At 69.1% G+C, this 22,426-nt stretch carries 20 protein-coding genes; 16 read left to right on the forward strand and 4 right to left on the reverse strand.

The annotated features are described in order from the left end of the window. The first annotated feature begins 281 nt into the window (after window positions 1-281). The 15 genes from ACTMSW_RS12650 (at window position 282) to ACTMSW_RS12720 (ending at window position 19,930) form a co-directional block, all read left to right on the forward strand. A complete protein-coding gene (locus ACTMSW_RS12650) occupies window positions 282-944 on the forward strand; it encodes a DUF2291 domain-containing protein (RefSeq protein ID WP_441180767.1) in 663 nt (220 codons plus the stop codon). Beyond that, window positions 941-2,467, forward strand: coding sequence for a sugar ABC transporter ATP-binding protein (locus tag ACTMSW_RS12655; protein ID WP_441180768.1), 1,527 nt, complete (start codon window positions 941-943; stop codon window positions 2,465-2,467). Before ACTMSW_RS12650 ends, ACTMSW_RS12655 begins: the two co-directional genes overlap by 4 nt. After that, a complete protein-coding gene (locus ACTMSW_RS12660) occupies window positions 2,464-3,543 on the forward strand; it encodes an ABC transporter permease (RefSeq protein WP_441180769.1) in 1,080 nt (359 codons plus the stop codon). Before ACTMSW_RS12655 ends, ACTMSW_RS12660 begins: the two co-directional genes overlap by 4 nt. A gap of 56 nt (window positions 3,544-3,599) precedes the next feature. After that, the gene (locus ACTMSW_RS12665) at window positions 3,600-4,592 is read left to right on the forward strand and encodes a D-ribose ABC transporter substrate-binding protein (RefSeq protein ID WP_441180770.1); all 993 of its coding nucleotides are present in this window, start codon (window positions 3,600-3,602) and stop codon (window positions 4,590-4,592) included. A 197-nt stretch (window positions 4,593-4,789) separates the two neighbouring features. Next, complete coding sequence (locus ACTMSW_RS12670; protein WP_441180771.1) at window positions 4,790-5,797, forward strand: sugar-binding transcriptional regulator; 1,008 nt, start codon at window positions 4,790-4,792, stop codon at window positions 5,795-5,797. A gap of 238 nt (window positions 5,798-6,035) precedes the next feature. Beyond that, window positions 6,036-7,313, forward strand: coding sequence for an ABC transporter substrate-binding protein (locus ACTMSW_RS12675; RefSeq protein WP_441180772.1), 1,278 nt, complete (start codon window positions 6,036-6,038; stop codon window positions 7,311-7,313). Between the two features lie 199 nt (window positions 7,314-7,512). Further along, window positions 7,513-8,379, forward strand: a complete 867-nt coding sequence (locus ACTMSW_RS12680) for a carbohydrate ABC transporter permease (protein WP_441180773.1) — start codon at window positions 7,513-7,515, stop codon at window positions 8,377-8,379. Further along, a complete protein-coding gene (locus ACTMSW_RS12685; protein WP_441180774.1) occupies window positions 8,376-9,260 on the forward strand; it encodes a carbohydrate ABC transporter permease in 885 nt (294 codons plus the stop codon). The genes ACTMSW_RS12680 and ACTMSW_RS12685 overlap by 4 nt, the downstream gene beginning before the upstream one ends. A gap of 83 nt (window positions 9,261-9,343) precedes the next feature. Beyond that, window positions 9,344-10,225, forward strand: a complete 882-nt coding sequence (locus tag ACTMSW_RS12690; RefSeq protein WP_441180775.1) for a transketolase — start codon at window positions 9,344-9,346, stop codon at window positions 10,223-10,225. Further along, window positions 10,222-11,187: a transketolase family protein gene (locus tag ACTMSW_RS12695; RefSeq protein ID WP_441180776.1), complete on the forward strand. Its 966-nt coding sequence runs from the start codon at window positions 10,222-10,224 to the stop codon at window positions 11,185-11,187. The genes ACTMSW_RS12690 and ACTMSW_RS12695 overlap by 4 nt, the downstream gene beginning before the upstream one ends. After that, window positions 11,174-12,652, forward strand: coding sequence for an FGGY family carbohydrate kinase (locus ACTMSW_RS12700; RefSeq protein WP_441180777.1), 1,479 nt, complete (start codon window positions 11,174-11,176; stop codon window positions 12,650-12,652). Before ACTMSW_RS12695 ends, ACTMSW_RS12700 begins: the two co-directional genes overlap by 14 nt. A gap of 5 nt (window positions 12,653-12,657) precedes the next feature. Then, window positions 12,658-13,656, forward strand: coding sequence for a sugar phosphate isomerase/epimerase family protein (locus ACTMSW_RS12705; protein WP_441180778.1), 999 nt, complete (start codon window positions 12,658-12,660; stop codon window positions 13,654-13,656). After that, window positions 13,653-15,188 (forward strand): apiosidase-like domain-containing protein, encoded by a 1,536-nt coding sequence (locus tag ACTMSW_RS12710; protein ID WP_441180779.1) that lies wholly within the window; start codon window positions 13,653-13,655, stop codon window positions 15,186-15,188. The genes ACTMSW_RS12705 and ACTMSW_RS12710 overlap by 4 nt, the downstream gene beginning before the upstream one ends. Window positions 15,189-15,710: 522 nt before the next feature. Beyond that, on the forward strand, window positions 15,711-17,783 hold the full coding sequence (locus ACTMSW_RS12715; RefSeq protein ID WP_441180780.1) for an apiosidase-like domain-containing protein: 2,073 nt from the start codon (window positions 15,711-15,713) through the stop codon (window positions 17,781-17,783). A gap of 41 nt (window positions 17,784-17,824) precedes the next feature. Beyond that, window positions 17,825-19,930, forward strand: coding sequence for an apiosidase-like domain-containing protein (locus tag ACTMSW_RS12720; RefSeq protein ID WP_441180781.1), 2,106 nt, complete (start codon window positions 17,825-17,827; stop codon window positions 19,928-19,930). A gap of 204 nt (window positions 19,931-20,134) precedes the next feature. Here ACTMSW_RS12720 and ACTMSW_RS12725 read toward each other — a convergent pair whose 3' ends face one another. Beyond that, entirely contained in the window at window positions 20,135-20,632 is a 498-nt protein-coding gene (locus ACTMSW_RS12725; RefSeq protein WP_441180782.1) for a YcxB family protein, read from the reverse strand. Window positions 20,633-20,681: 49 nt separating this feature from the next. On the opposite strand from ACTMSW_RS12725, the gene ACTMSW_RS12730 reads away from it, so the two are divergent. Next, window positions 20,682-21,122, forward strand: coding sequence for a hypothetical protein (locus ACTMSW_RS12730; RefSeq protein WP_441180783.1), 441 nt, complete (start codon window positions 20,682-20,684; stop codon window positions 21,120-21,122). Window positions 21,123-21,147: 25 nt separating this feature from the next. On the opposite strand, the gene ACTMSW_RS12735 is transcribed toward ACTMSW_RS12730, so the two are convergent. From ACTMSW_RS12735 to ACTMSW_RS12745, 3 genes are all read right to left on the reverse strand, one after another. After that, window positions 21,148-21,534: a DUF2267 domain-containing protein gene (locus ACTMSW_RS12735; protein WP_441180784.1), complete on the reverse strand. Its 387-nt coding sequence runs from the start codon at window positions 21,532-21,534 to the stop codon at window positions 21,148-21,150. A gap of 69 nt (window positions 21,535-21,603) precedes the next feature. Beyond that, window positions 21,604-22,053, reverse strand: coding sequence for a VOC family protein (locus ACTMSW_RS12740; RefSeq protein ID WP_441180785.1), 450 nt, complete (start codon window positions 22,051-22,053; stop codon window positions 21,604-21,606). Between the two features lie 66 nt (window positions 22,054-22,119). Further along, window positions 22,120-22,419, reverse strand: coding sequence for a DUF1330 domain-containing protein (locus ACTMSW_RS12745; RefSeq protein WP_441180786.1), 300 nt, complete (start codon window positions 22,417-22,419; stop codon window positions 22,120-22,122). Between the last annotated feature and the right edge of the window lie 7 nt (window positions 22,420-22,426).

Raw genomic sequence — 22,426 nt, forward strand, 5'->3', positions numbered from 1 at the left:
TGTGGTTGCGGGAGCTGGGCCGGCCCGGCGGCTTCCCCGACGCATCGAGGCAGTTGCCGCTGTGCCGGCGATGACGTCCAAGGGCGGCTCCATGGTGGTCTGACGACGTGACACCGGCCTGCTACCGGCTGCGAGCAGGCAGACCGTCGCGGTCGGACGCACTCCGGCGCGCTGCACGCCGGGCCACCCGGAACGCCACGCCGACTGTTGACAAGCCTGTTATCCGGCGTTCACAGTATGGCATGTCTTGCATGTTCAGTCGTGACTGAATGGATATTCGAGTGAAGGGTCACCAACGGCCGCCCTGGGCGCTCGTTCTCCTGCTCGTCGCCGTCTCGCTGTCAAGCTGCACCGACGTTCCGGGCGTCTACGTCTACGAGACGTCGCGTGACCGGCAGTCCGGGGCCACGGCAACGTTCGACCCGAAGGTCTACGTCGAGGGCATCTGGTCCTCCCGGATCGTCCCCACGGTGCATGACCAGGCCGTCGATGTCGTCACCGTCTCGGCCGCCGTCGCCGACGATCCTGCCGCTGCGGGTGCGCGGTTCGGGCACCAGTCCGGCACCGGAAGCCCGTACGCCTACCTCGTCAAGGGCACCGGCACGGTTACGAAGGCGGATCCGACGGCGGCGACCGGTCCCGTGACCGTCGAGGTGCCCGCCCCCGGCGGCAAGCCGGTGACCGTGACCGTGGTGACCGGCCCGGTGATCGCCGGAACCGCCCTGCGGGACGCTGTCGGCTTCATCGCCTTCGGCGACTTCACCAACCAGATCGCCTACGCCGAGGTCGCGAACCAGATCAACGCCAAGGTACGGGCCGACGTGGCGGCCACGGTCGACGCCGAGGACCTGCTCGGCAAGACGCTGACCTTCTACGGCGCCTACAGCGACCTGGTGCCGGACCAGATCACCGTCGTGCCGACCGAGCTGCGGGTCGGCTCGTGACCAGCCCGGCGACAGCTCTGCAGGGGCGTCGCATCAGCAAGTCCTACGGCGGCGTCCAGGCGCTGCGCGATGTCGCCTTCAGCGCGTACCGGGGCAAGGTCAACGTCCTGGTCGGCGAGAACGGCGCCGGCAAGTCGACCCTGATGAAGATCCTGTCCGGCGCGGAACAGCCGACGAGCGGCGACGTCGTGCTGGACGGCCGGCCGGTGAGGCTGGCCGGCCCCCGGGACGCGATCGCGGCCGGCATCGGCATCATCCATCAGGAACTCGCCCTGTTTCCCAACCTGTCCATCACCGAGAACATGTTCGCCGGGCGCGAACTGCGCCGGGCACGTCACTTCGTCGACCGAGCCGGCCAGCGTCGCCGGACCCGCGAGGTCCTGCGGCGGCTCGGCCTGGACGTGGACCCGTCCACGGCCGTCGAGGAACTGCCGATCGGACAGCGACAACTCGTCGAGATCGGCCGGGCGCTGCTCGAGGACGCACGCATCCTCATCATGGACGAGCCCACGTCGGCGCTGTCGAACCACGAGGTCGACGTCCTCTTCGACGTCATGGCGGACCTCCGCGACCACGACGTGACCGTCATCTACATCTCACACAAGCTCGACGAGTTCCGCCGCATCGGCGACTACGTGACCGTGCTGCGCGACGGACGTCTGGTGGCCCACGAGCCCATGACGAACACGGACACGGAGTGGATCGTACGCCAGATGGTCGGACGCGATCCCGAGCTGCTGTTTCCCCACAACAGCTCCGATCCGGGCGACGTCCTGCTCGACGTCCGCAACCTGTCCACCCGCGGCGCGTCAGGGCCGGTGGTGCACGACGTCTCGTTCCAGGTCCGCGCCGGCGAGGTCGTCGGCATCTACGGCCTGATGGGCGCCGGCCGAACGGAACTCGTCGAGTGCCTGATGGGCCTGCGCCCCGCCGTTCAGGGGCACGTCGTCGTCCGCGGCAGGCCCGCGGCCGACCCGACAGTGCGCGGCCGCCTGGCCGCCGGCCTCGCGTTGGTGCCCGAGGACCGCCAGCGCGACGGGCTCATCCAGACCATGTCCGTCCGGGACAACATCCTGCTGTCCATTTTCGACCGCCTGTCACGCGCGGGTCTGCTGCGTCGGGCATCGGAACGGTCCGTCGCCACCGGAAAGATCTCCGAGCTGGCGATCAAGACTCCCGCCCTCACCACCCCGGTCACGTCGTTGAGCGGCGGCAACCAACAGAAGGTGGTGCTGGCCCGCGCACTGCTCACCGAGCCGACGGTGCTGTTGCTCGACGAACCCACCCGCGGCATAGACGTCGGGGCGAAGTCCCAGATCGCCGCTCTGATGTCCGAACTCACCACTGCCGGGTTCGGCGTGCTCTTCACCTCGTCGGAACTCGCCGAGGTGATCGCGATGGCGGACCGGGTGCTCGTCATGGCCCGCGGGCGCATCACCGCGGAACTCACGGCCGACACCGTCACCGAAGCAGCACTCATCACCGCTTCCGCATCCGACAGCGCCCGGGAGACACAGCGATGACCAGCACCGACGTCGCGAGCAAGGCGCCCGCGCCGACACAGCGCGGGCGGGCCCCCCGGAGCCGGCCCCTGGCCCGGACCGCGTTGCTCCTGCTCCGCGGGCGGACACTCGTCGTCCTCGTCGTGCTCGTGCTGTTCTTCAGCGCGGCCTCGTCGGAGTACCTGACGCAGAGCAACCTCATCCTGATGACCAAGCACGTGGCCATCAACGCCATCCTGGCCATCGGCGTCACCTTCGTGATCCTGACCGGTGGCATAGACCTGTCCGTGGGTTCCATCGCCGGCCTGTCCAGCATGGTGGCGGGCGGTCTGTTGTTCACCGGCCTGCATGTGCCCGGTGGCACCGTCTTCTTCTCGGTGGCCGTCGTCGTCGTGCTCGGCATCGTCGTGGGAGCCCTGACGGGCGCCCTCAACGGGTTGCTGGTCACGCGATTCTCGGTGGCGCCGTTCATCGCCACGCTCGGCATGCTGTACGTCGCCCGGGGCGCGGCGCAACTGTTGAGTGACGGCGGCACCTTCCCCGACCTGGCGGGTACACCGCAGCGGGGCAACCAGGGCTTCCGAGTCATCGGCGTGGACAGCTTCCTCGGCATACCGGTCGCCGTATGGATCATGGTGCTCGTCGCCGCCGCGGCGGTCGTCGTCACCACCAGGACCCCCTTCGGCAGGCGCGTCTACGCGGTCGGGGGCAACGAGCGCGCGGCGGTGCTCTCCGGCATCCGGGTACGCCGCATCAAGGTCGCCGTGTACGTCATCTCCGGGTCGTGCGCCGCCCTGGCCGGCCTGCTGCTCACCTCCGAGCTGGGTGCCGCCTATCCCGACACGGCGACCACGTACGAGCTCAACGCGATCGCGGCGGCGGTGCTGGGCGGAACAGCGCTCAGCGGTGGACGCGGAACCATCGTCGGCACCGTGATGGGCGCCTTCGTCATCGGGTTCCTCAGCGACGGGCTCGTCCTCGTCGGCGTCTCCACGTTCTGGCAGTCGGTGGTGAAAGGCGCGGTGATCATCTTCGCCGTCATCGCCGAGCAGGCACAGCAGCGGCTGCAGGCCGGACTCACCGACCGGACTGCCTGACGTTTCCCCTCCTCCCTCGCGCGCCGACAGCGCCCCACCTACCGAGAGGCATCCTCATGAACAGAACGTCCCTGATCCGCCGGCTTCTGCTGCCCGTCGGCACGGCGGCGATGCTGGTCCTCGCCGCGTGCGGTGGCGACACCGCCGCTGACGGCCCGGCCGCGTCGGCACCCGTGGGCGCCGCCAAGCTGATGGTGATCATCACTCCGTCGCCGGACAACGTCTTCTTCAAGGCGGAGCAGGACGCGGCCGCCACCCACGCCGAGAAGCTCGGCTACGAGACGCTGGTGCTCAGTCACGACGACGATCCGACCAAGCAGAGCCAGGAGATCGACACCGCGATCTCCCGCAGGGCCGCGGCGATCATCCTCGACAACGCCGGCGCCGACTCCTCGGTGACGGCGATCCAGCGCGCGAAGGACGCCGGCATCCCCACGTTCCTCATCGACCGGGAGATCAACAAGACCGGCGTCGCGGTCGCCCAGATCGTTTCCAACAACGCCCAGGGCGCCGGGCTGGGCGCCCAGGAGTTCGCCAGGCTGATGGGCGGCAAGGGCGAATACGCGGAACTGACCGGCAAGGCGACCGACACCAACGCGGGAGTCCGCTCCCAGGGCTACCACGGCGTCCTCGACCAGTACGCCGACATGAAGATGGTCGCGCAGCAGAGCGCCAACTGGGATCAGGCAGAGGCACTGACCAAGACCCAGACCATCCTGCAGGCGCACCCGAACATCAAGGGCATCATCGCCGGCAACGACACCATGGCACTGGGCGCGTACGCGGCTGTCCAGGCGTCGAATCGCAAGGACATCATCGTCACGGGCTTCGACGGCAGCCCGGACGTCGTGAGTTCCATCCTCAAGGACGGGATCAAGGCCACCGTGCTGCAACCCGCCAGCCAGATCGCGCAGATGGCCGTCGAACAGGCCGACGCGTACATCAGGACCGGCACGACGAGTCAGCCGGAGAAGCAGTCGGTGGACTGCGTGCTGGTCAACGCCGCGAACGCCGCAGAGGTGCGCGACTTCGCGCTCGCGGGCTCCTGAAAGCGTTCCTGCTGGACCGTCTCCGGGTCGCATGCCCCGGGTACGGTCCAGCAGGAACGGGACCGGTGCCGTCCGGTAACCGGCCGGGCACCCGGGTCGGCCCGCACGAAGCGTCGCCCCTGAATGGGTATTCTGGGGCGCGCGTCGTTGCCGGTTCCGACGCGCAGACGGCGGAGCAGAGGCGCGAAGGAGTGGGAATGGCGGAACGGTCGGTGACGGTCGCCAGCGCGGCCGTGGGAGACGTCCCGCCGGATCAGATCCGCCTGTTGACCAAGGTCGCCCGCATGTACCACGAGCGGGGGATGCGACAGCCCCAGATCGCCGAGCAGCTGCACATCTCCCAACCGAGGGTGTCGCGGCTGCTGCGACGCGCCGCGGATCTCGGCATCGTCCGCACCACCGTCGTGAGCCCACGCGGCGTACACGCCGAGCTCGAGGAGCAGATCGAGCAGGCGTACGGCATCAGCGAGGTCGTCATCGCCGACACCGACGAGCAGGCGGACGAGCTGCAGATCCAGCGCGCCCTCGGCTCCGCGGCCGCGATCTACCTGGAGACGACGCTGATGGGCAAGGAACGCATCGGCGTGTCCTCGTGGAGCTCCGCGCTGCTCGCGACGGTCGATGCGATGCACCCGCGGCCCACCCCGGTCGCCGATCAGGTCGTGCAGATGCTCGGCGGCCTCGGCAATCTGACGGCGCAGACGCAGGCCACCCGGATCACCGGCGGGCTGGCCCGGCTGACCGGCGCCGCCGCCGTGTTCCTGCCGGCGCCGGGCGTACTGGCTTCCGGGGACATGCGGGAGATGTTCCTGACCGATCCGAACATCGGACCGGTACTCCAGGCGTGCGAGCAACTCACCATGGCCCTGGTCGGTATCGGCAGCATCGACCCGTCGCCGCTGCTACGGGAGAGCGGCAACGCCTTCGCCGAGACCGAACTGCCGGCACTGTCGAGGGCGGGGGCGGTCGGCGACGTGTGCCTGCGGTTCTTCGATGAGAGCGGCGCTCCGGTCGCATCCGGGCTCGACCAGCGCGTACTGGGTATCTCAGCGGACGCGCTGCGCCAGGTGCCACGTCGGGTCGGCGTCGCCGGAGGCGCGCGAAAGTACACCGCCATCCGGGCGGCGCTGCGCGGCGGATGGGTGAACGTCCTCGTCACGGACCTGCAGGTGGCGCGCCGTCTGGCAGCGCCCGAGCCCCGGTAGGGGACGGCCCGTCCGGGCCTGACGGGTCAGCGCCCCCGGTCCTGACCTCGCGACCGCCCGTCCGTATCGGCGGCGGTACCGCCACCCACGTTGCCCCTGCTCGACCGTGGGCCGACCCTGTCGGCGACGGCGCGTCGAGAGGGCATTCATGCTGACGCGAAACAGGATTGACACACTTCTCACACCCGCTTACCGTATCTCTAGTCGCCCATGAATAAATAACGCCGCTGGAGGATCGATGAGAATACGGACGCTGGCCGCAGTGGCTCTGACCGCCCTGCTAGCCCTCACGGGGTGCACCGGCAAGGCCATCGGCGGTGACGACGATGCCGCCGCGGGCGGCGACGTCACGCTGGACTGGTGGATCGTCACGCAGACCTCCGACACCGGAACCGCGACCCTCAAGTCGATCATCGCGGACTTCCAGCGGGCCAATCCGACGATCAAGATCAACGTGCAGTTCCGCGGAGTCGACGCGCACAAGGACGCTCTGCGCACCACGGCCGGGAGCAGTTCCGGACCGGACATCTACTACAACTGGGCGGGGCCGGGCCTCGGTGGCGAGATGGTCGACGCCGGCGTCAGCCTCGACCTCACGAAGTACTACGAGCAGTACAAGTGGACCGAACGCTTCAACGAGTCGACGCTGAAGGCGTACAAGCAGTACGGCGGCTACCACGGCGTTCCGTGGACCCAACGCACCGAGGTCGTCTACTACCACAAGGACCAGTTCGCCAAAGCCGGCGTCACCGCACCCCCGACCACCTACGGCGAATGGACGGCGGCCGCGCAGAAGCTGAAGTCGGCCGGCCTGACCCCCATCGCGATGGGCGGCAAGGACAACTGGCACGTGATGCGCCTGCTCGACACCTTCATCGAGACCAACTGCGGCGCCGAGAAGGGCGACCAGCTCAACACCCGCAAGGCCAGCTGGGCCGGCGAGCCCTGCGTCGACGAGTCCTTCGCACAGCTGAAGACCTGGTCGGACAACTACTTCAACAAGGGCTTCGCCGGGCTGGCGCAGACCCAGGCCGCCGCCCTGTTCACCTCGGGCAAGGCCGCCATGGCGCTCGAAGGGGACTGGTTCACCCCGCAGGCCATCGAGGCCGGCGCCGACCCCGAGAACATCGGAGTCTTCCCGCTGCCGACCGGCACCGGGCGGTTGTACGGCTTCTCCGAGGGCCAGTACCTCGCCAAGGCCGGTCAGCACCCGGACCAGGCCGCCAAGTTCCTCGACTACCTGTCGTCGGCGGAAGTGGAGAGCAAGAACCTCGGCGTCTTCGCGGCCATCCCCGTCAACAAGGACACGAAGCCCGCCACCGCCCAGCAGCCGTTGAACATCCAGATCGCGGAGCTCACCAAGAGCGCCAAGGGCTTCTTCCTCAACAACGACCAGAACTTCCCGACCGACGTGACGACCGAGTACTGGCGTATCCAGAACGCCGTCACCGCCGGATCGATCAAGCCAGACGACGCCGGCGAGCAGCTGCAGAAGTTCATTGACTCGCACCGATAAGTCGCGGGCTCACCACGGCAGCGCACACGACGACGAGCGCGGCGCGGGACCGGCACCACCCGCGCCCAGCCGCTCCCACCGGACCCGATCGAACGACGCAGAAGGGCCTGCTATGGCGTCCACAGCCACTGCGACCACTCCGCTGCCGCCCGCCCCCGTCGCTCCTCGACCACGACGACAACGACGCAGCCCGACCTCGTTGCTTGGGGCACTCCCGTTCCTGGCGCCGGCGGTGGTGCTGTACGCAGTCTTCCTCCTCTTCCCCATCGTCTCGGCCATCTACCTCAGCTTCCTGAAGTGGAACGGCTTCCCCACCACCCCCCAGGTGTGGGTGGGCTTCGACAACTACGTCGACATCCTCAGCAACGACCCCGTGTTCTACACGGCGCTGCGGAACAGCCTGATCTGGGCGGTCCTGTCGCTGATCATTCCGACGGTCCTCGGGCTCGTGCTCGCACTGGCCCTCGATCGCCGGCTCCTGGGCCGCAACCTGATGCGCTCGGCCTTCTACATTCCGGCCATCCTCGCCTCGATCGCCGTCGCCACGATGTGGAGCTGGATCTACAACCCCGACGCGGGTCTGGTGAACGGCAGCCTCACCGGGTTGGGGTTGGAGTCGTGGATCCGCGACTGGCTCGGCGACCCCACCATCGCGATCTACTCGGTGTTCGTCGCGTTCGTGTGGCAGACCACCGGATTCTCGATGGTGCTGTTCCTGGCCGGTCTGCAATCGGTGCCGCGGGACCTCGTCGAAGCCGCACATCTCGACGGCGCCGGTCCGCGGCAGGTCTTCACGCACGTCATCCTGCCCGCCCTACGGCCGACGATGACGGTGGTTCTGGTCCTCACCGTCATCAGCTCGTTGAAGGTGTTCGACCTCATCGTGGGCATGACCGGCGGCGGCCCGGCCCAGTCGAGCCAGGTCCTGGCGCTGTGGTCGTACAGCCAGTCGTTCATCAACCACAACTTCGGCGGCGGCAACGCGCTCGCCGTGATCCTGCTCGCCATCACTCTCGCGCTGGTCCTGCCCTACCTGATGTGGACCCTCAAGGAGGACGATCGGTGACCGCCCTCGCCCCCGCACGCGCCCCCAGCGCCCGCGCCACCGCCGGGCCGCCCCGGCGGCCGGACTACCTCCTGATCGGTCTCTGGATCGGCCTGGTCGTCAGTTGCCTCATCTGGCTGGCGCCGTTCGTCTTCATGGTGCTGACGTCACTCAAGTCGACGGCCGACATCAACAACTCCGCCATCTGGTCCCTGCCCCGGCAATGGCAGTGGCACAACTACGCCGACGCGGCCGAACGCGGGGATCTGTGGACCGTGGTGAAGAACAGCGCCTACATCGCGCTGATCAAGGTGCCACTCGGACTGTTCCTCTCCGCGGCTGCCGCTTTCGCGATCGCCCGCCTGCGGTTCAGGTGGCACCGGGGTCTGCTGATCGTCCTCACCCTGGGCGCCATGGTCCCCGTACAGGTCGCCCTCGCGCCGATCTTCACGATGATGTCCAGCCTCAGCCTGCTCGACTCCACCAACGGCATCATCCTGCCGTACCTGGCCTTCGGTCTGCCCTATCAGATCTTCTTCCTGCACGGGTTCTTCCGTTCCATCCCGGCCGATCTCGACGAGGCCGCGCGCATCGACGGGGCCGGCAACCTGCGACTCTTCCTGACGGTCATCCTGCCCCTGGCCAAGCCGGCACTGGCGGCGTTGTTCATCCTCGACTTCGTCGCCACCTGGAACGAGTACGGGATAGCCCTCGTCCTGCTGCAGGACCAGACCCAGGCGACGGTGCCACTGGCACTGCAGGCCTTCCAGTCCCAGTTCGGCTCGAACTACGCGCAGCTCAACGCCTTCATCGTCATGTCGATCCTGCCGGTCCTCATCGTCTATCTGATGTTCCAGCGCTTCTTCACCCAGGGCGCGATCGCCGGGGCGGTGAAGGGCTGAGCATCCACTCCCGGGCGGCTCTGCCACCCGATCCAGCAGTTCTGTCCGATCCACCGCCCCGAACCCGGAGTCGAGGAACAATCATGCTCACCGCAGACCGCACGCAGGCCGACCGCTACCGCGAGCTCCGTACGAAGGTGGCCAGCGCCGACGCCGCGGACAGAGCGGCAATGCTGGTCGAATTCAGTCGGGAGATCCGGCGGCAGGACCTGTCGATGATCCAACGGGCCGGGCTCGGCCACATCGGCAGCGACTTCTCCGTGATCGACATCCTCGTCACCCTCTACGGCGCGGTCCTGTCCGTGGATCCGGTCAACCCCCGCGACGCGGGCCGTGACCGGCTCATCCTCAGCAAGGGCCACTCCGCCGGGGCGCTCTACGCCGTCCTCGCGGAGTGCGGCTTCTTCCCCAAGGCCGAACTGCAGACGTTCGCCGCACCCCTGTCGGCGCTCAACGGCCATCCGAACCGCACCAAGGTCCCTGGCGTGGAGACCAACACCGGCCCTCTCGGCCACGGCTTCCCCGTCGCGGTCGGGATCGCCCTCGCCGCGAAGCTGCGGGGATCACCGAGCCGGACATTCGTCGTGCTCGGCGACGGAGAACTGCAGGAAGGCAGCAACTGGGAGGCCGCCATGACGGCCAGCCACCACGACCTGTCCGGCCTGACCGCGATCGTCGACCGCAACCGGCTGCAGCAGGGCGCCTCCACCGAGGAGACCAAGCGACTGGAACCCCTGGCCGACAAGTGGAGCAGCTTCGGCTGGGAGGTGCGCCAGTCCGACGGGCACGACCACACCGCCCTGCTGGCCTCCTTCACTGCTTCCACGACCGGCCGGCCGGTCTGCGTCATCGCCAACACCACGAAAGGCAAGGGTGTGTCATTCATGGAGGACCGCGTCGAGTGGCACCACAAGGTGCCGAGCGCCGACCAGACCGCCGCGGCCTTCGAGGAGCTGACCCGATGACCGACACCATCGTCGACCGGGCCGCTACCTACGACTGCCGCCAGGCGTTCGCCGACGAACTCATCGCGTTGGCGCACCAGGACGACCGCATCGTGGCGGTCTGCAACGACTCCGTCGGCTCCAGCAACCTGGTGAGGTTCCGCGAGCAGTTCCCGGACCGGCTCATCAACGTCGGCATCGCCGAGCAGGACCTGGTCGGCGTCGGCGCCGGTCTGGCCAACGGCGGGTTCATCCCGGTCGTCAGCGCCGCGGCACCGTTCCTGACGGGTCGGGCCCTCGAACAGATCAAGGCCGACGTCGCCTACAGCAACACCCATGTCGTCCTCTGCGGGCAGAGCCCCGGCCTCGCGTACGGCGAGCTCGGCCCCACCCACCACTCCGTCGAGGATCTCTCCTGGATGCGAGCCATCGCCGGTCTGCCGGTCGTCGTACCGGCCGATCCCGCCGAGACACGATCGGCGCTACGGTGGGCCATCGAGAACGACGGACCGAGCTACCTGCGCATCGGCCGCTTCCCCGTGCCGGCCGTCAACCCCGACGACATCACCTTCACGCCGGGGCGATCGACGCAGCTCGCCGACGGCGACGACGTCACGGTGATCGCCGCCGGAACCATGGTGTCACGGGCGGTCACGGCCGCCGCCCAGCTCCGCGCCGAGGGCATCCACCTGCGTGTCATCAACATGGCCACGATCGAGCCGCTCGACAGCCAGGCAATCCTCCGCGCCGCACGGGAGACACGCGGCGTGATCACCGCGGAGGAGGCCACCATCACCGGCGGGTTGGGCGCCGCCGTCGCGGGTCTGCTCATCCAGCACGAGCCGGTCCCGATGCGCATCCTCGGGGTGCCACACGTGTTCGCGCCGACCGGCAACACCGCGTTCCTGCTGGAACATTTCGGCCTGACCGCCGACGGCATCATGACCGCCGCCCGTGAGCTGGTCGGCCGTGGCCGACGGTGAGCTCGTCCTCGCCATCGACCAGGGCACCAGCGGCTCCAAGGCGATCCTCGTCCGGGGCGACGGCACCGTGGTCGCCCGCGGCTCACACGCGATCAGGCGGACCCACCCGGCGCCGGGGTGGGTCGAGCAGTCCGCCGACGAGGTGTGGGCGAGCGTGGTCAAGGCGGTCGACGCCTGTCTCACCGGCCTGAACCCCCGGGTGGTCGCCGCGGTGGGCGTCAGCAACCAACGAGAATCCCTGCTCCTGTGGGACCGGGCGACCGGCGACGCCGCCTCCCCCATCCTGAGCTGGCAGGACCAGCGCACCGCCGCCCGGTGCGCGGAGCTGACCGCCCAGGGACACGGCGACCTCGTCCGGGACCGCACCGGCCTGCCTCTGGACCCGATGTTCTCCGCCGCCAAGGGTGAATGGCTGCTCGACCATGTCGACCCCGATCGCCGGCGGGCACGCGCCGGCGAGCTCTGTCTCGGCACCATCGACTCGTGGCTGCTCAGCCGATTCGGCGGTGACCACCTCGTCGAGGTCGGCAACGCCGCACGTACGCAGTTGTGCAACATCCATACCACCGACTGGGATCCGGACCTGCTGACCCTGTTCCGGATCCCGGAGCAGGTCATGCCGCGAGTCGTGCCGTCGACGGGACCTTTTCCCGCCGTCACCGGTCTGGCGCCGCTACCGTCCGGCGTACCCGTCACCGCCGTCCTCGCCGATTCGCACGCCGCCCTCTTCGCCTACGGCGGGACCGGCACGGGCCACGTCAAGGCCACCTACGGGACCGGCTCCTCCGTCATGGGCCTGTGCACGCCGGACGACCCGGTCGGCACCACGTTGTGCCGCACCGTGGCCTGGGCCACCGACCGCGTGCACTACGCCGTCGAGGGCAACATCCGCTCCAGCGGAAGCACCCTGAGCTGGCTCGCCGACCTCGTCGGACGAACACCGCAGGAGCTCGCCGACCTCGCCGCCACCGCGGACAGCGCCGGTGTCCACCTGGTTCCGGCGTTCAGCGGACTGGGCGCGCCCTGGTGGGACGCCCAGGCCAGAGCCTCCATCACCGGGCTGACCTTCGGCGCCGCGCTCCCCCAGCTCGCCCGCGCGGCCCTGGAGTCGGTGGCCTTCCAGATCGAGGACGTCGTCGCCGAGGTCGACGCCGCGGCCGGCCACGTCGAGACGGTGCTCGCCGACGGCGGCGCTTCACGAAACGCCGGTCTGATGCAGCTGCAGGCCGACATCAGCGGCCGCCGGGTCCGCCGCTCCGGTGTGCCCGACCTGTCGGCGCTCGGAGTGGCTCTGCTCGCGGGCTCGGCGGTCGGCCACCCCGCCGTCGGTGACGCGACCGCGGACGCCGGCGAGGACTTCCACCCCACCACCACCCGCGCCGAGCGCCACGCCCGTACGACGGCCTGGCACGCGGCCGTGGCCGCCGTCCGGACATCTCCGACCGTCCCCCCGCACAGGAGGTAACGACCATGCCCGACGAACCGCTGTACGGCGCCGGACTCTGGCACTTCGGACAGTTCCGCGACCGGTACGCCACCGACGGCTACGGCCCGCCGGTCACCACCCTGGAGGCCATCGATCGGGCCGGCCAGGTCGGCGACCTGTCCGTGGTCGACATCAACTACCCGTTCAATCCGGCCGACACCGACGTCGACGCGCTGCAACAGCGGCTTCGCGCCAACGGCCTCCGGGCCATCGCCCTCACCCCGGAGATCTACACCCGCACCTTCTGCCGCGGCGGTTTCACCAACCCTGACCCGGGCATCCGGCGGCAGGCCATCGAGCTGGTCAGCGACGCCGCCGACCTGGCGCGGCGGCTCGGCTGCGACTACGTCAAGCTGTGGCCCGGCCAGGACGGCTGGGACTACCCGTTCCAGGCCGACTACCGCGAGATCTGGAAGCTGTCGATCGACGCCGTCCGCGAGCTGGCCCAGCGCCACCCCGACCTGCGCTTCGCCATCGAGTACAAACCGCGCGAGCCGCGCAACCGGATGACGTTCTCCTCGGCGGCACGGACGCTGCTGGCCATCGACGAGATGGAGGTGCCCAACGTCGGGATCCTGCTCGACTTCGGCCACTCCCTGTACGGACTCGAGTCGCCGGCCGAGGCGGCCGGGATGATCCTGGCCCGCGACAAGCTGTACGCCATCGACGTCAACGACAACTTCCGCGGTTGGGACGACGACATGGTGGTCGGTTCCGTCCACCTGGTCGAGACGTTCGAGTTCTTCCACACGCTCCAGCAGGCCGGCTGGAACGGCGTGTGGCAGCTCGACCAGTTCCCGTTCCGCGAGGACCACGTCGAGGCCGCCCGTGCCGGCATCGACGTCATGCGCACCATCTGGCGGGCCCTGCAGATCCTCGACGTCAAGGCGCTCGCGGAGGCGCAGTCGCGTCAGGACGCCCTGGCCGCGCAACGGATCGCCCGGAGCGCGCTGCTCGGCGCCGAGCGCGGAGAGACGCGGTGACGGCCGGCCCCTGGCGGGAGGTGGAGATCGTCCTGACCGCCGGGCACGACGTCGGGGACCCGTACACCGGCGTGGAGGTGTGGGCCGACTTCACCCACGACGACGGCGTCACGCTGCGGCGCCCGGCCTTCTACGACGGCGGCCGGACGTGGCGTGTCCGGTTCGCCTCACCCCTGGACCGGGGGCGGTGGCGGTGGCGCACGACGTCGGCCGTCGCCGGACTCGATGACGTCACCGGCACGTTGGACGTCGCGCCCACGCCGACGACGAACCCGTTCCACCGGCACGGGTTCTGGCGGATGTCGCCCGGGCGGCGCAGCCTCCAGCACGCCGACGGCACGCCCGCCGTCCTCGTCGCGGACACCGCCTGGGCCCTGCCCTGGCGGGCCACCGAGGAAGAGGTCCGTGTGTACGCGCAGGACCGCCGGGACAAGGGATTCAACGCCGTGCTGCTGATGTCGGTGCAGCCCGACATGCGCGCGGTCGGTCCCCGCGACCGGAGCGCCGACGAGGGCTTCGACGTCGGCTTCGAGGACCTGCCCGCCGGGCACATCAACGACCTCAACCCCGCGTACTTCCAGTACCTTGACCGGCTCATCGACATCCTGGTGGAGCACGGCATCGTCCCGGTCCTGCAGCCGGTGTTCCAGGGCTTCGGGTGGAAGGGCCTCGACGTCGCGGGCACGGTCGTGCCACCGCAGGAGTACGCGCGCTACTGCCGCTACCTCGTCGCCCGCTACGGTGCCCGCCCCGCCATCTACCTGGTGGGCGCGGACGGCTCGGGCGAGGAACCGCAGATCGGGGCCGGCGGCCGCGAGGTCCACGCCTGGGACTGCTACGCCCAGCCGACCGGCATCCACTACCGGCCGCACGCACACGCCCACGCGCACCAGGACGCGGACTGGCTCGACTTCCAGTGGTGCCAGACCGGACACGGCGGCGAACACGTTCCCGAACGGGTCGCCGACATGTGGCGCAACACCCCGGTCAAGGCGGTGGCCAACGGCGAGCCCACCTATGAGCAGACCCGCCACGCCGATGTCGCCTCGGGCTGGTGGCAGGGACACGAGGCGTGGAGCAACCTCTGCGCCGGCTCCACCATGGGGGTCGTGTACGGCGCCGCCAACATCTGGCAATGGGTGCACCGCGACGGGGAACCCGGACACGCGCCGTACTTCCTCGGCCCGGCCGGAAGCTGGCGGGACGCACTGTCCCACGAGGGATCGACGTACGTCGGACTGGTCGGCCGGATCCTGCAGGGCCTGCCGACCACGGACATGGAGCCCGACTGGGAGACGTTCCTCAACCCGCACGGCCTGCGAGTTCCCGGAAGGCTGCAGATCCTCTACCAACCGCACGGCGGCGCCCTGCGCATGATGCACGACCATGACACGCCGCGCCATTACAGGGTCATCGACCCCCGCACCGGGAAGTCGACCGCCTCCGGACAGCTGTCCGCCGGTGAGGTGATCGACGAGGACGTCTCGCGCGAGCCACGACTGGTGATCTTCCAACATCCCGCAGGGAGCTGACCCGGGGGTCCGAGGCCCCGGCCATCACGGTGTTCCGCCACCGATGACCACCACGCATCGGCGGCGGGACCAACCGTGGTGCCTGGCGGCCCACCCTTGAGTCGACCGTGCGGTGATACGAATCGCTGAGGCGGCCGACCCGATCAGTGAGGCGCCTGCTGCCCACATCGCTGCGCTGTCAGCCGGGTCGGCCCCGATGCACTGAGGAGCAAAGACGTTCATCGATCTCCTTTTCCGCATCGTTCGGCGCAAATCCTTGACACCCATATCGACGGGCGTTTACCGTCTGGAAACGTTCGAATATCTAGACAGCTGCGAATATTTATTCCGAGCGATGGTCGTTCACGCCAAGCCGGCGGGTGCACCGACCAACGCTCTGATGCAGGCACACACGCACGGTCACCATGCGATCCGCCGACCATTCGGCTCCCCCATCCTCAGGCAGGAGGCCCAACCATGGGTTTCGGCAACCGTCCCTCTCATCGTTGGCGGGCGGTGATCACAGCGAAAATCCACAGGTCCTTGACGATCGGTCTCGGCGCACTCCTGGTCGGCGCTTCCGCAGCGGTCGGCGTGACAGCCGCCGCGCCCGCCTCGGCGGAGATCCCGGGCAGCACACTGCAGCCGTCGGCCAACGGCCGGTACGTGCAGTGGAGCGACGGGACCCCGGTCTTCCTCCTCTCGGACACCGCCTGGCTGATGCCCGGCCGGTACTCCGACAGTGAGGTGATCAACCACGCCACCACCCGCGCCGCGCAGGGCTTCACCTCGATACAGATGACCGCCGCGTTTCCGGAGTTGCAGCGCGGCAGCACGGCGCCGCTGCAGGACATCAACGACATCTTCACCAACGGCGACATGGCTCGACCGATCGACAGCTACTTCGACCGCGTCGAGTGGGTGGTGAACACGGTGACCAGCAGGGGACTGGTCGTGATCCTGAACCCGTTCTGGAAGAAGACCATGGACACCTACCTGGACGGCCAGGGGGAGACGAAGAACCGCACCTACGGCCGGTACCTGGCCGGCCGTTTCGTGAACAACCCGCGGGTCGCGTACTTCATCGGTGGCGACGCCGCCCCCCTCGCCGTCCGCCCCGAACTCGACGCGCAGGGCCTGGGCGTGCTCGACGCCTACGCCGCGGCGGGGAAGCCCAAGCCACTTGTCGCGTACCACAGCAAGCCCGGTGAGAGCAGCCGCGAGGCGTTCAGCACCGGCGCCGGCTGGCTGAACCTCGACTGGACGTACGAGTACGCCCCGCCGTTCACGGGCGCCGAGGGCACGGGCGGCAGCCCGTACGTGGAGAACTGGCAGGACTGGGCGAAGACGCCGGCCATGCCGATCATGTTCGGCGAGGGTTTCTACGATCGCGACAACGGCGCGTCGGCCAGCTCCCGCTGGAGCGACCGGCACGGGCTGCGCCGTCAGGCCTGGTGGTCCACCGTCAGCGGCGGCATCGGCGGGTACGCGTACGGAGCCGAGCCGATCTGGCTGCACCGCTACAACGGAATCACCCCCACAACGGCCCTCACCTGGGAGAGCGGCAGGGACGCGGCGCGCATGACGTCGTTCCTGACCGGCACCCAGTGGACGCGCCTGCAGCCGGACATCAACCACACGTTCCTGACCGGTGGCTACGGCCGATTCAAGTACCTGGACCACGCCGTCGCCGCGGTGGCCGACGACAAGTCGTTCGCCGTCGTCTACACCCCGACGGCCCACAACCTGAACCTGCGGATGCCGGCGAGCGGGCGGACGTACACGCTGCGGTGGTTCGACCCGAGCAACGGCACGTACCGGTCCGGCAGCACCACCGCCGCCTCGGGCGCGGCCATCACCATGACCACGCCCGGCAACAACGCCAGCGGCAAGCCGGACTGGACCATCCACGTGACCAGCGGCGTCGTCAACCCCACCGCCCCGGGTGCGCCGACGGGCGTCGCCGCGACGCCCGGGAACGCCTCCGCCACGGTGAGCTGGGCGGCGCCGTCCGACGGTGGCTCACCGATCACCCGCTACACCGTGACCGGCACCCCGGGCGGTTCGTGCACCACGACCGGAGCGACCAGCTGCACCGTGACCGGACTGACCAACGGCACGTCGTACACGTTCCGCGTCACCGCCACCAACGCGATCGGCACCGGACCCGCCTCGGCCGCCTCGGCAGCGGTGACTCCGACCGCCAGTAGCACCGCGTACTCGACCTTCACATCCGTCAGCAGCACACTGCGGCTCGCCGTCGCCAGCGGCACCAACACCGTCGTGCAGAGCACCCCCGCCGTCTCCAGCCTCCAGCAGTGGGAGTTCCGCACCAACGGCTCGTACGTGAACCTGGTGAACCGGTCCACGGGCCAGTGCGCCATGGTCAACGAATCGTCGTTGACGAACAGCGCCCTGATCGTGCAGGCCGCCTGCACCACGGCCACCACCAGCCAACAGTGGACGCTCACGCCGGCCAACCAGATCATCAACCGCAACAGCGGCAAATGCCTCGACGTACCGGCGCGCTCGACGACCCCGGGCACACAGCTCATCCAGTACACCTGCAGCACCACCGGCGCCACCAACCAGCAATGGACCCGCGCTGCCGTCTAGCACGCGTCATTCGGCTCCCGAACGCTACACAGGAGAAGGTCATGAGTTTTGGTCAACGGTTGACGCGGCGCTGGGGCGCGGCGCTCTCCGCCGTCGTTCTCGCCGTCACCGGCGGGCTGCTCGCCACGACAGGTGAGCCGGCAGCCGCCGCGACGGCCTTCCCACTGAAGGTCAGTAGCAACGCCCGTCACCTCGTGGACGCGAACAACCAGCCGTTCCTCCTCGCGGCGGACACGGCGTGGTTCGCGCTGGAGAACCTGACGGACGCCGAAGTCGACACCTACCTCGACAACCGCGTGGCCAAGGGCTTCAACACGGTGATGGTCATGGCGCCGCACCACTGGACGGAGCGCAACCGATACAACCAACTACCGTTCAGCACGGCGGGCAACCTCTCCACGCCGGACGCGGGGTGGTGGGGTCACATGGACTCGTTCGTCGACAAGGCGCGAGCCCGTGGTCTGGCGGTCAACATGGCGCTCACCTGGCTGGGCTACCGAAACGAGGAGTGGGGCGCCGGGCAGCTCGCCAGCAACAGCATCTCCGCGGCCACCGGTTTCGGGCAGTTCATCGGCCGGCGCTACGCGACCGGCGCACGCACCAACGTGTTCTTCCAGATGGGCGGCGACGGCAATCCCGACACCGCCACCCGCGACCGCATCAACGCGATCGCCAACGGTATTCGCAGCATCAACGCCACTGTTCCGATCACGGCGCACGGTCAGCCGTCGACCGAGGCTCGCGTCGTGTACAGCAGCAACGCTCCGTGGCTCACGCTGAACAGCGTCTACACCTACTACCCCGGGAAGAACAGCTCGCGGTACGTCTACGCGATGTCGAAGGACGCGTACCTGCGCAGCCGGGCATCGCCGTTCGTGATGCTCGAGAGCGGCTACGAGAACGACGGCGCCACTCCGGCGCTCGTCCGGGCGGCCATGTACTGGCCGGTGCTGAGCGGATCGAGCGGATTCGGGTACGGCAACCGCGACATCTGGCCGTTCAGCGACTCCGTCTACGGTCGCTCTGGTCAGACCTGGCAGGCGCACCTCAACGACCCGCTCAGCACCAGCGCGGGTCGCGCAGCCGCGGTCTTCGCCTCACGGGCGTGGTACAACCTGGTACCGGACTTCGACCACACCACCGTCACCGCCGGCTACGGCACCTTCAACAACACCAACTCCACCTCGGGTGGCGGCGGCGACTACGTGACGGCAGCCCGCACCGCGGACGGCACGCTGGTCATGGCCTACCTGCCCTCGACCGGCACGGGCACCCGCACGCTGACGGTCAACATGACGCGACTGACGAGCCCGTCCGTCGCTGCCAAGTGGTTCAACCCGGCCTCGGGTGCCTACACGACCATCGGCACGTTCGCGAACACGGGCTCGCGGACGTTCACGACGCCGGGCAACAACGGCGCCAACATGAACGACTGGCTGCTCATCCTCGAGGCCGGTGGCGCCGCCACCGTCCCGGGTGCTCCCAGCGGCGTGACGGCGACGGCGGGCAACGCGTCGGCAAGCGTGAGCTGGGCGGCGCCGTCGAACGGTGGCTCGCCGATCACCCGCTACACCGTGACGGGCACCCCGGGCGGTTCGTGCACCACGACCGGAGCGACCAGTTGCACCGTGACCGGACTGACCAACGGCACGTCGTACACGTTCCGCGTCACCGCCACCAACGCGATCGGCACCGGACCCGCCTCGACGGCATCCGCAGCGGTAACTCCGACATCGACGCCGACCGTGCCCTACTCGACGTTCACGTCCGTCAGCAGCACACTGCGGCTCGCCGTCGCCAGCGGCACCAACACCATCGTGCAGAGCACCCCCGCCGCCTCCAGCCTCCAACAGTGGGAAGTCCGCACCAACGGCTCGTACGTCAACCTGGTGAACCGGTCCACCGGCCAGTGCGCCACCGTCAACGAATCATCACTGTCCAACAACGCCCTCATCGTGCAGACCACCTGCACGACCGCCGCCACCAGCCAACAGTGGACGCTCACGCCGGCCAACCAGATCATCAACCGCAACAGCGGCAAATGCCTGGACGTACCAGCACGCTCCACCACCTCCGGCACCCAACTCATCCAGTACACCTGCAGCACCGGCGCCACCAACCAGCAATGGACCCGCAGCGCCGTCTGACGGCATCGACCAGGCACCTCGACCCGGCGCCGTCCTCCGTATGGAGGAGGGCGCCGGGCCGGTGCGGCAGGTGGGCCGCGTCCGACCCGAGGTCGGGAGCGCGGCGGGGCGGACGAACCCGCTGATCCGAGCGTCGACAGAGCTACGGCAGCCGTACCTCACCAACGGTGCTGGACGCTGGTCCACCCGGAGCGGCGAGCAGCTTCATCCTTGCTGGAGCAGGCCGCGTTCGGCCATGAAGGCTCGCAGCCTCTCGTCGTCCTCGGTGGACATCAAGCGGCGTGGGATCACGGTCGCCGGCATCCGGCCGACGTACACGATCCAGAATTCGGCGGTGTCCCCTACCCGGGCCACGCCGTCCCAGGCGATGCCGCCAGACTCCGAGCCGCTGCGCATCATGATGTTGTCGTCGGTGATGTCGTAGGCACCCTCGACCGCGTAGCGACTGGAGCGACGCCGGGCCCGCCACTGCACCCACGGTGAATACAGCATCGACAGCAGGCCACCCACCATGAGCGCCATACTCACCGGCGAGATCCGGTCGCCCCACGTGAACCCTCGCGCAACGACGAACCCGATCACCCCGACCGCCGCCAGCACCGCGCCGACATAGCCGTACCTGCGCAGCCGAACACGGCTGAGCGCTGCGGCCACGCGGCCCGGGTACGCGGGATCGGCGGGGACGTCGAAACGGATGTGCACGCCAGAACGATAGTCAGTGACAGCGCAGGACGCGCTTAGCCTGGTGGGCATGGAACGCATCGAGTTCCGCACCGTCGAGCAGGAGTTCGGCATCGGTGGGGTGATCCCGACCCTCGTGCCGTACCTCAATGGTGTGCCTCTGCCCGACCTGGTACGCAGGATCGAGCTGCCGTTCGCACGCCGCGAGGGAAGACCCGACATCGCGGGCAGCTACGCGGGCCTGCCGAAGAACGAGGTGCGGTGGCCGAGCCGGCACTACCTCGACGATCCCGTCCTCAGCTGGTTCGGCGACGGCGACACCGTCCTGGTCGGATGCGCCTGCGGCGACTGGGGCTGCTGGCCGCTGACCGCGATCGTCACGGTGGCAGAGGACACGGTCACCTGGTCCGGCTACCGCACCGGGCATCGCGACTGGGACTACCGCGAGCTGCGGGAGATCACCTTCGATCGTGTCCAGTACGAACAGGCGTTGCAGGCGACAGCCCACTGAGCGATCGGAGGCGGCGCGGGCCCGGTCAGGGCTTCCGGGGCACCGGCTCGGCCAGGGCCTGGATCTCCTTCGGCAGTTGCGCCATCGCGTCCTCGAACTCGTGATGCCCGACCGGGCGGTGCAGGGTCTGCAGGACTGCCCGCACGCCGCGCTCGGCGACGTCGTCCTCCACGGCCGCACGCTCCCCCACCCGCCGCAGGAACTCGTCGTACCCGAACGCCTCCGGCTCGTCCGCGCCCGCGAGCACGGAGTCGCGCAGTTCGTACGCGAGGTGGTCGGCCAGGGCCGCCGCCTCGGCGCCGCTGATCCGCTCGGAGAGCGTACGCAGGGTGGCCTCGGTCAGAGCTTGCGCCGTATCCGGAGCGACACCCGCCCGCGCGGCCACCTTGTCGAAGAACGCCAGCTCAGTCATGCCCTGCCCCTTCCGTTTCCCGGACAGGCGTGGCTACCCATGACTGCCCGCCACAAACGGGTGCCGCGTTCAGGCGGTGGCGGTTCGGCCCATCTCGGCGAGGATGCTGCCGGCCTGACCGAGCTCGATCAGGTAGCCGTCCGGGTCCCGCAGGTAGCACCGGGTCTCGACGCCGTGATCCTTCGGCTCGGTCAGGAACTCCCCGCCCCGCGACCGCCACTGCTCGTAGACCGCGTGGATGTCGGTGACGCGGATGTTCATCGCGCTGCTCAGCGTGGTCGAGTCGGGCGGCGCCTGCGCGCGGACGTCCGGCTTGTCGTCGGTGGGACCGCCCTCGTCGTTGATCACGATGTAGCTGTTGTGGAACCGCAGGATCGCCGGCAGGCGGTCCCGCACCACCGTCGCCCCCAGCACCCGCTGGTAGAACTCCCGTGAACGGTCCACGTCCCGCACGATCAGCAGGGTGGTGAGCACCATCCCGTTCTCGGGCTGGAAGTAGTCCGGCGCCTCGCTCGCCATGCACGCCTCCCCCATTCGACCGGTCGGGCGTACCCGTTCGCGGCGCCGGCACACCCGGCCCCGGCCCTATGCGGCGGGCACCGCTTCGATGATGCGCAGGTCGCGTTCGGCTCCGTCGCCGAGCGCCCGCAGCGCCTCCTGGTAGGCGGGGCTGTGGTAGGCCGCGACAGCGGCGTCGACGCTGTCGAACTCGATCAGCGTCGTGCGCTCCACGATCCCCGACTCGAACGCGTACGCCGGCAGCCCGCGCGCCAGGAACGTGCCGCCCGCGGCGCGCATGGCCGGCCCGGCGAGCTCGATGTACGCGGCCAGCTTCTCCTCGTCCGTGATCGACCGGAAGGTGTTGATCCAGTACGCCTTGGGCACGTGGGGT

This window comes from Micromonospora sp. BQ11 (assembly GCF_052068135.1).
In the GTDB taxonomy this organism is placed as follows: domain Bacteria; phylum Actinomycetota; class Actinomycetes; order Mycobacteriales; family Micromonosporaceae; genus Micromonospora.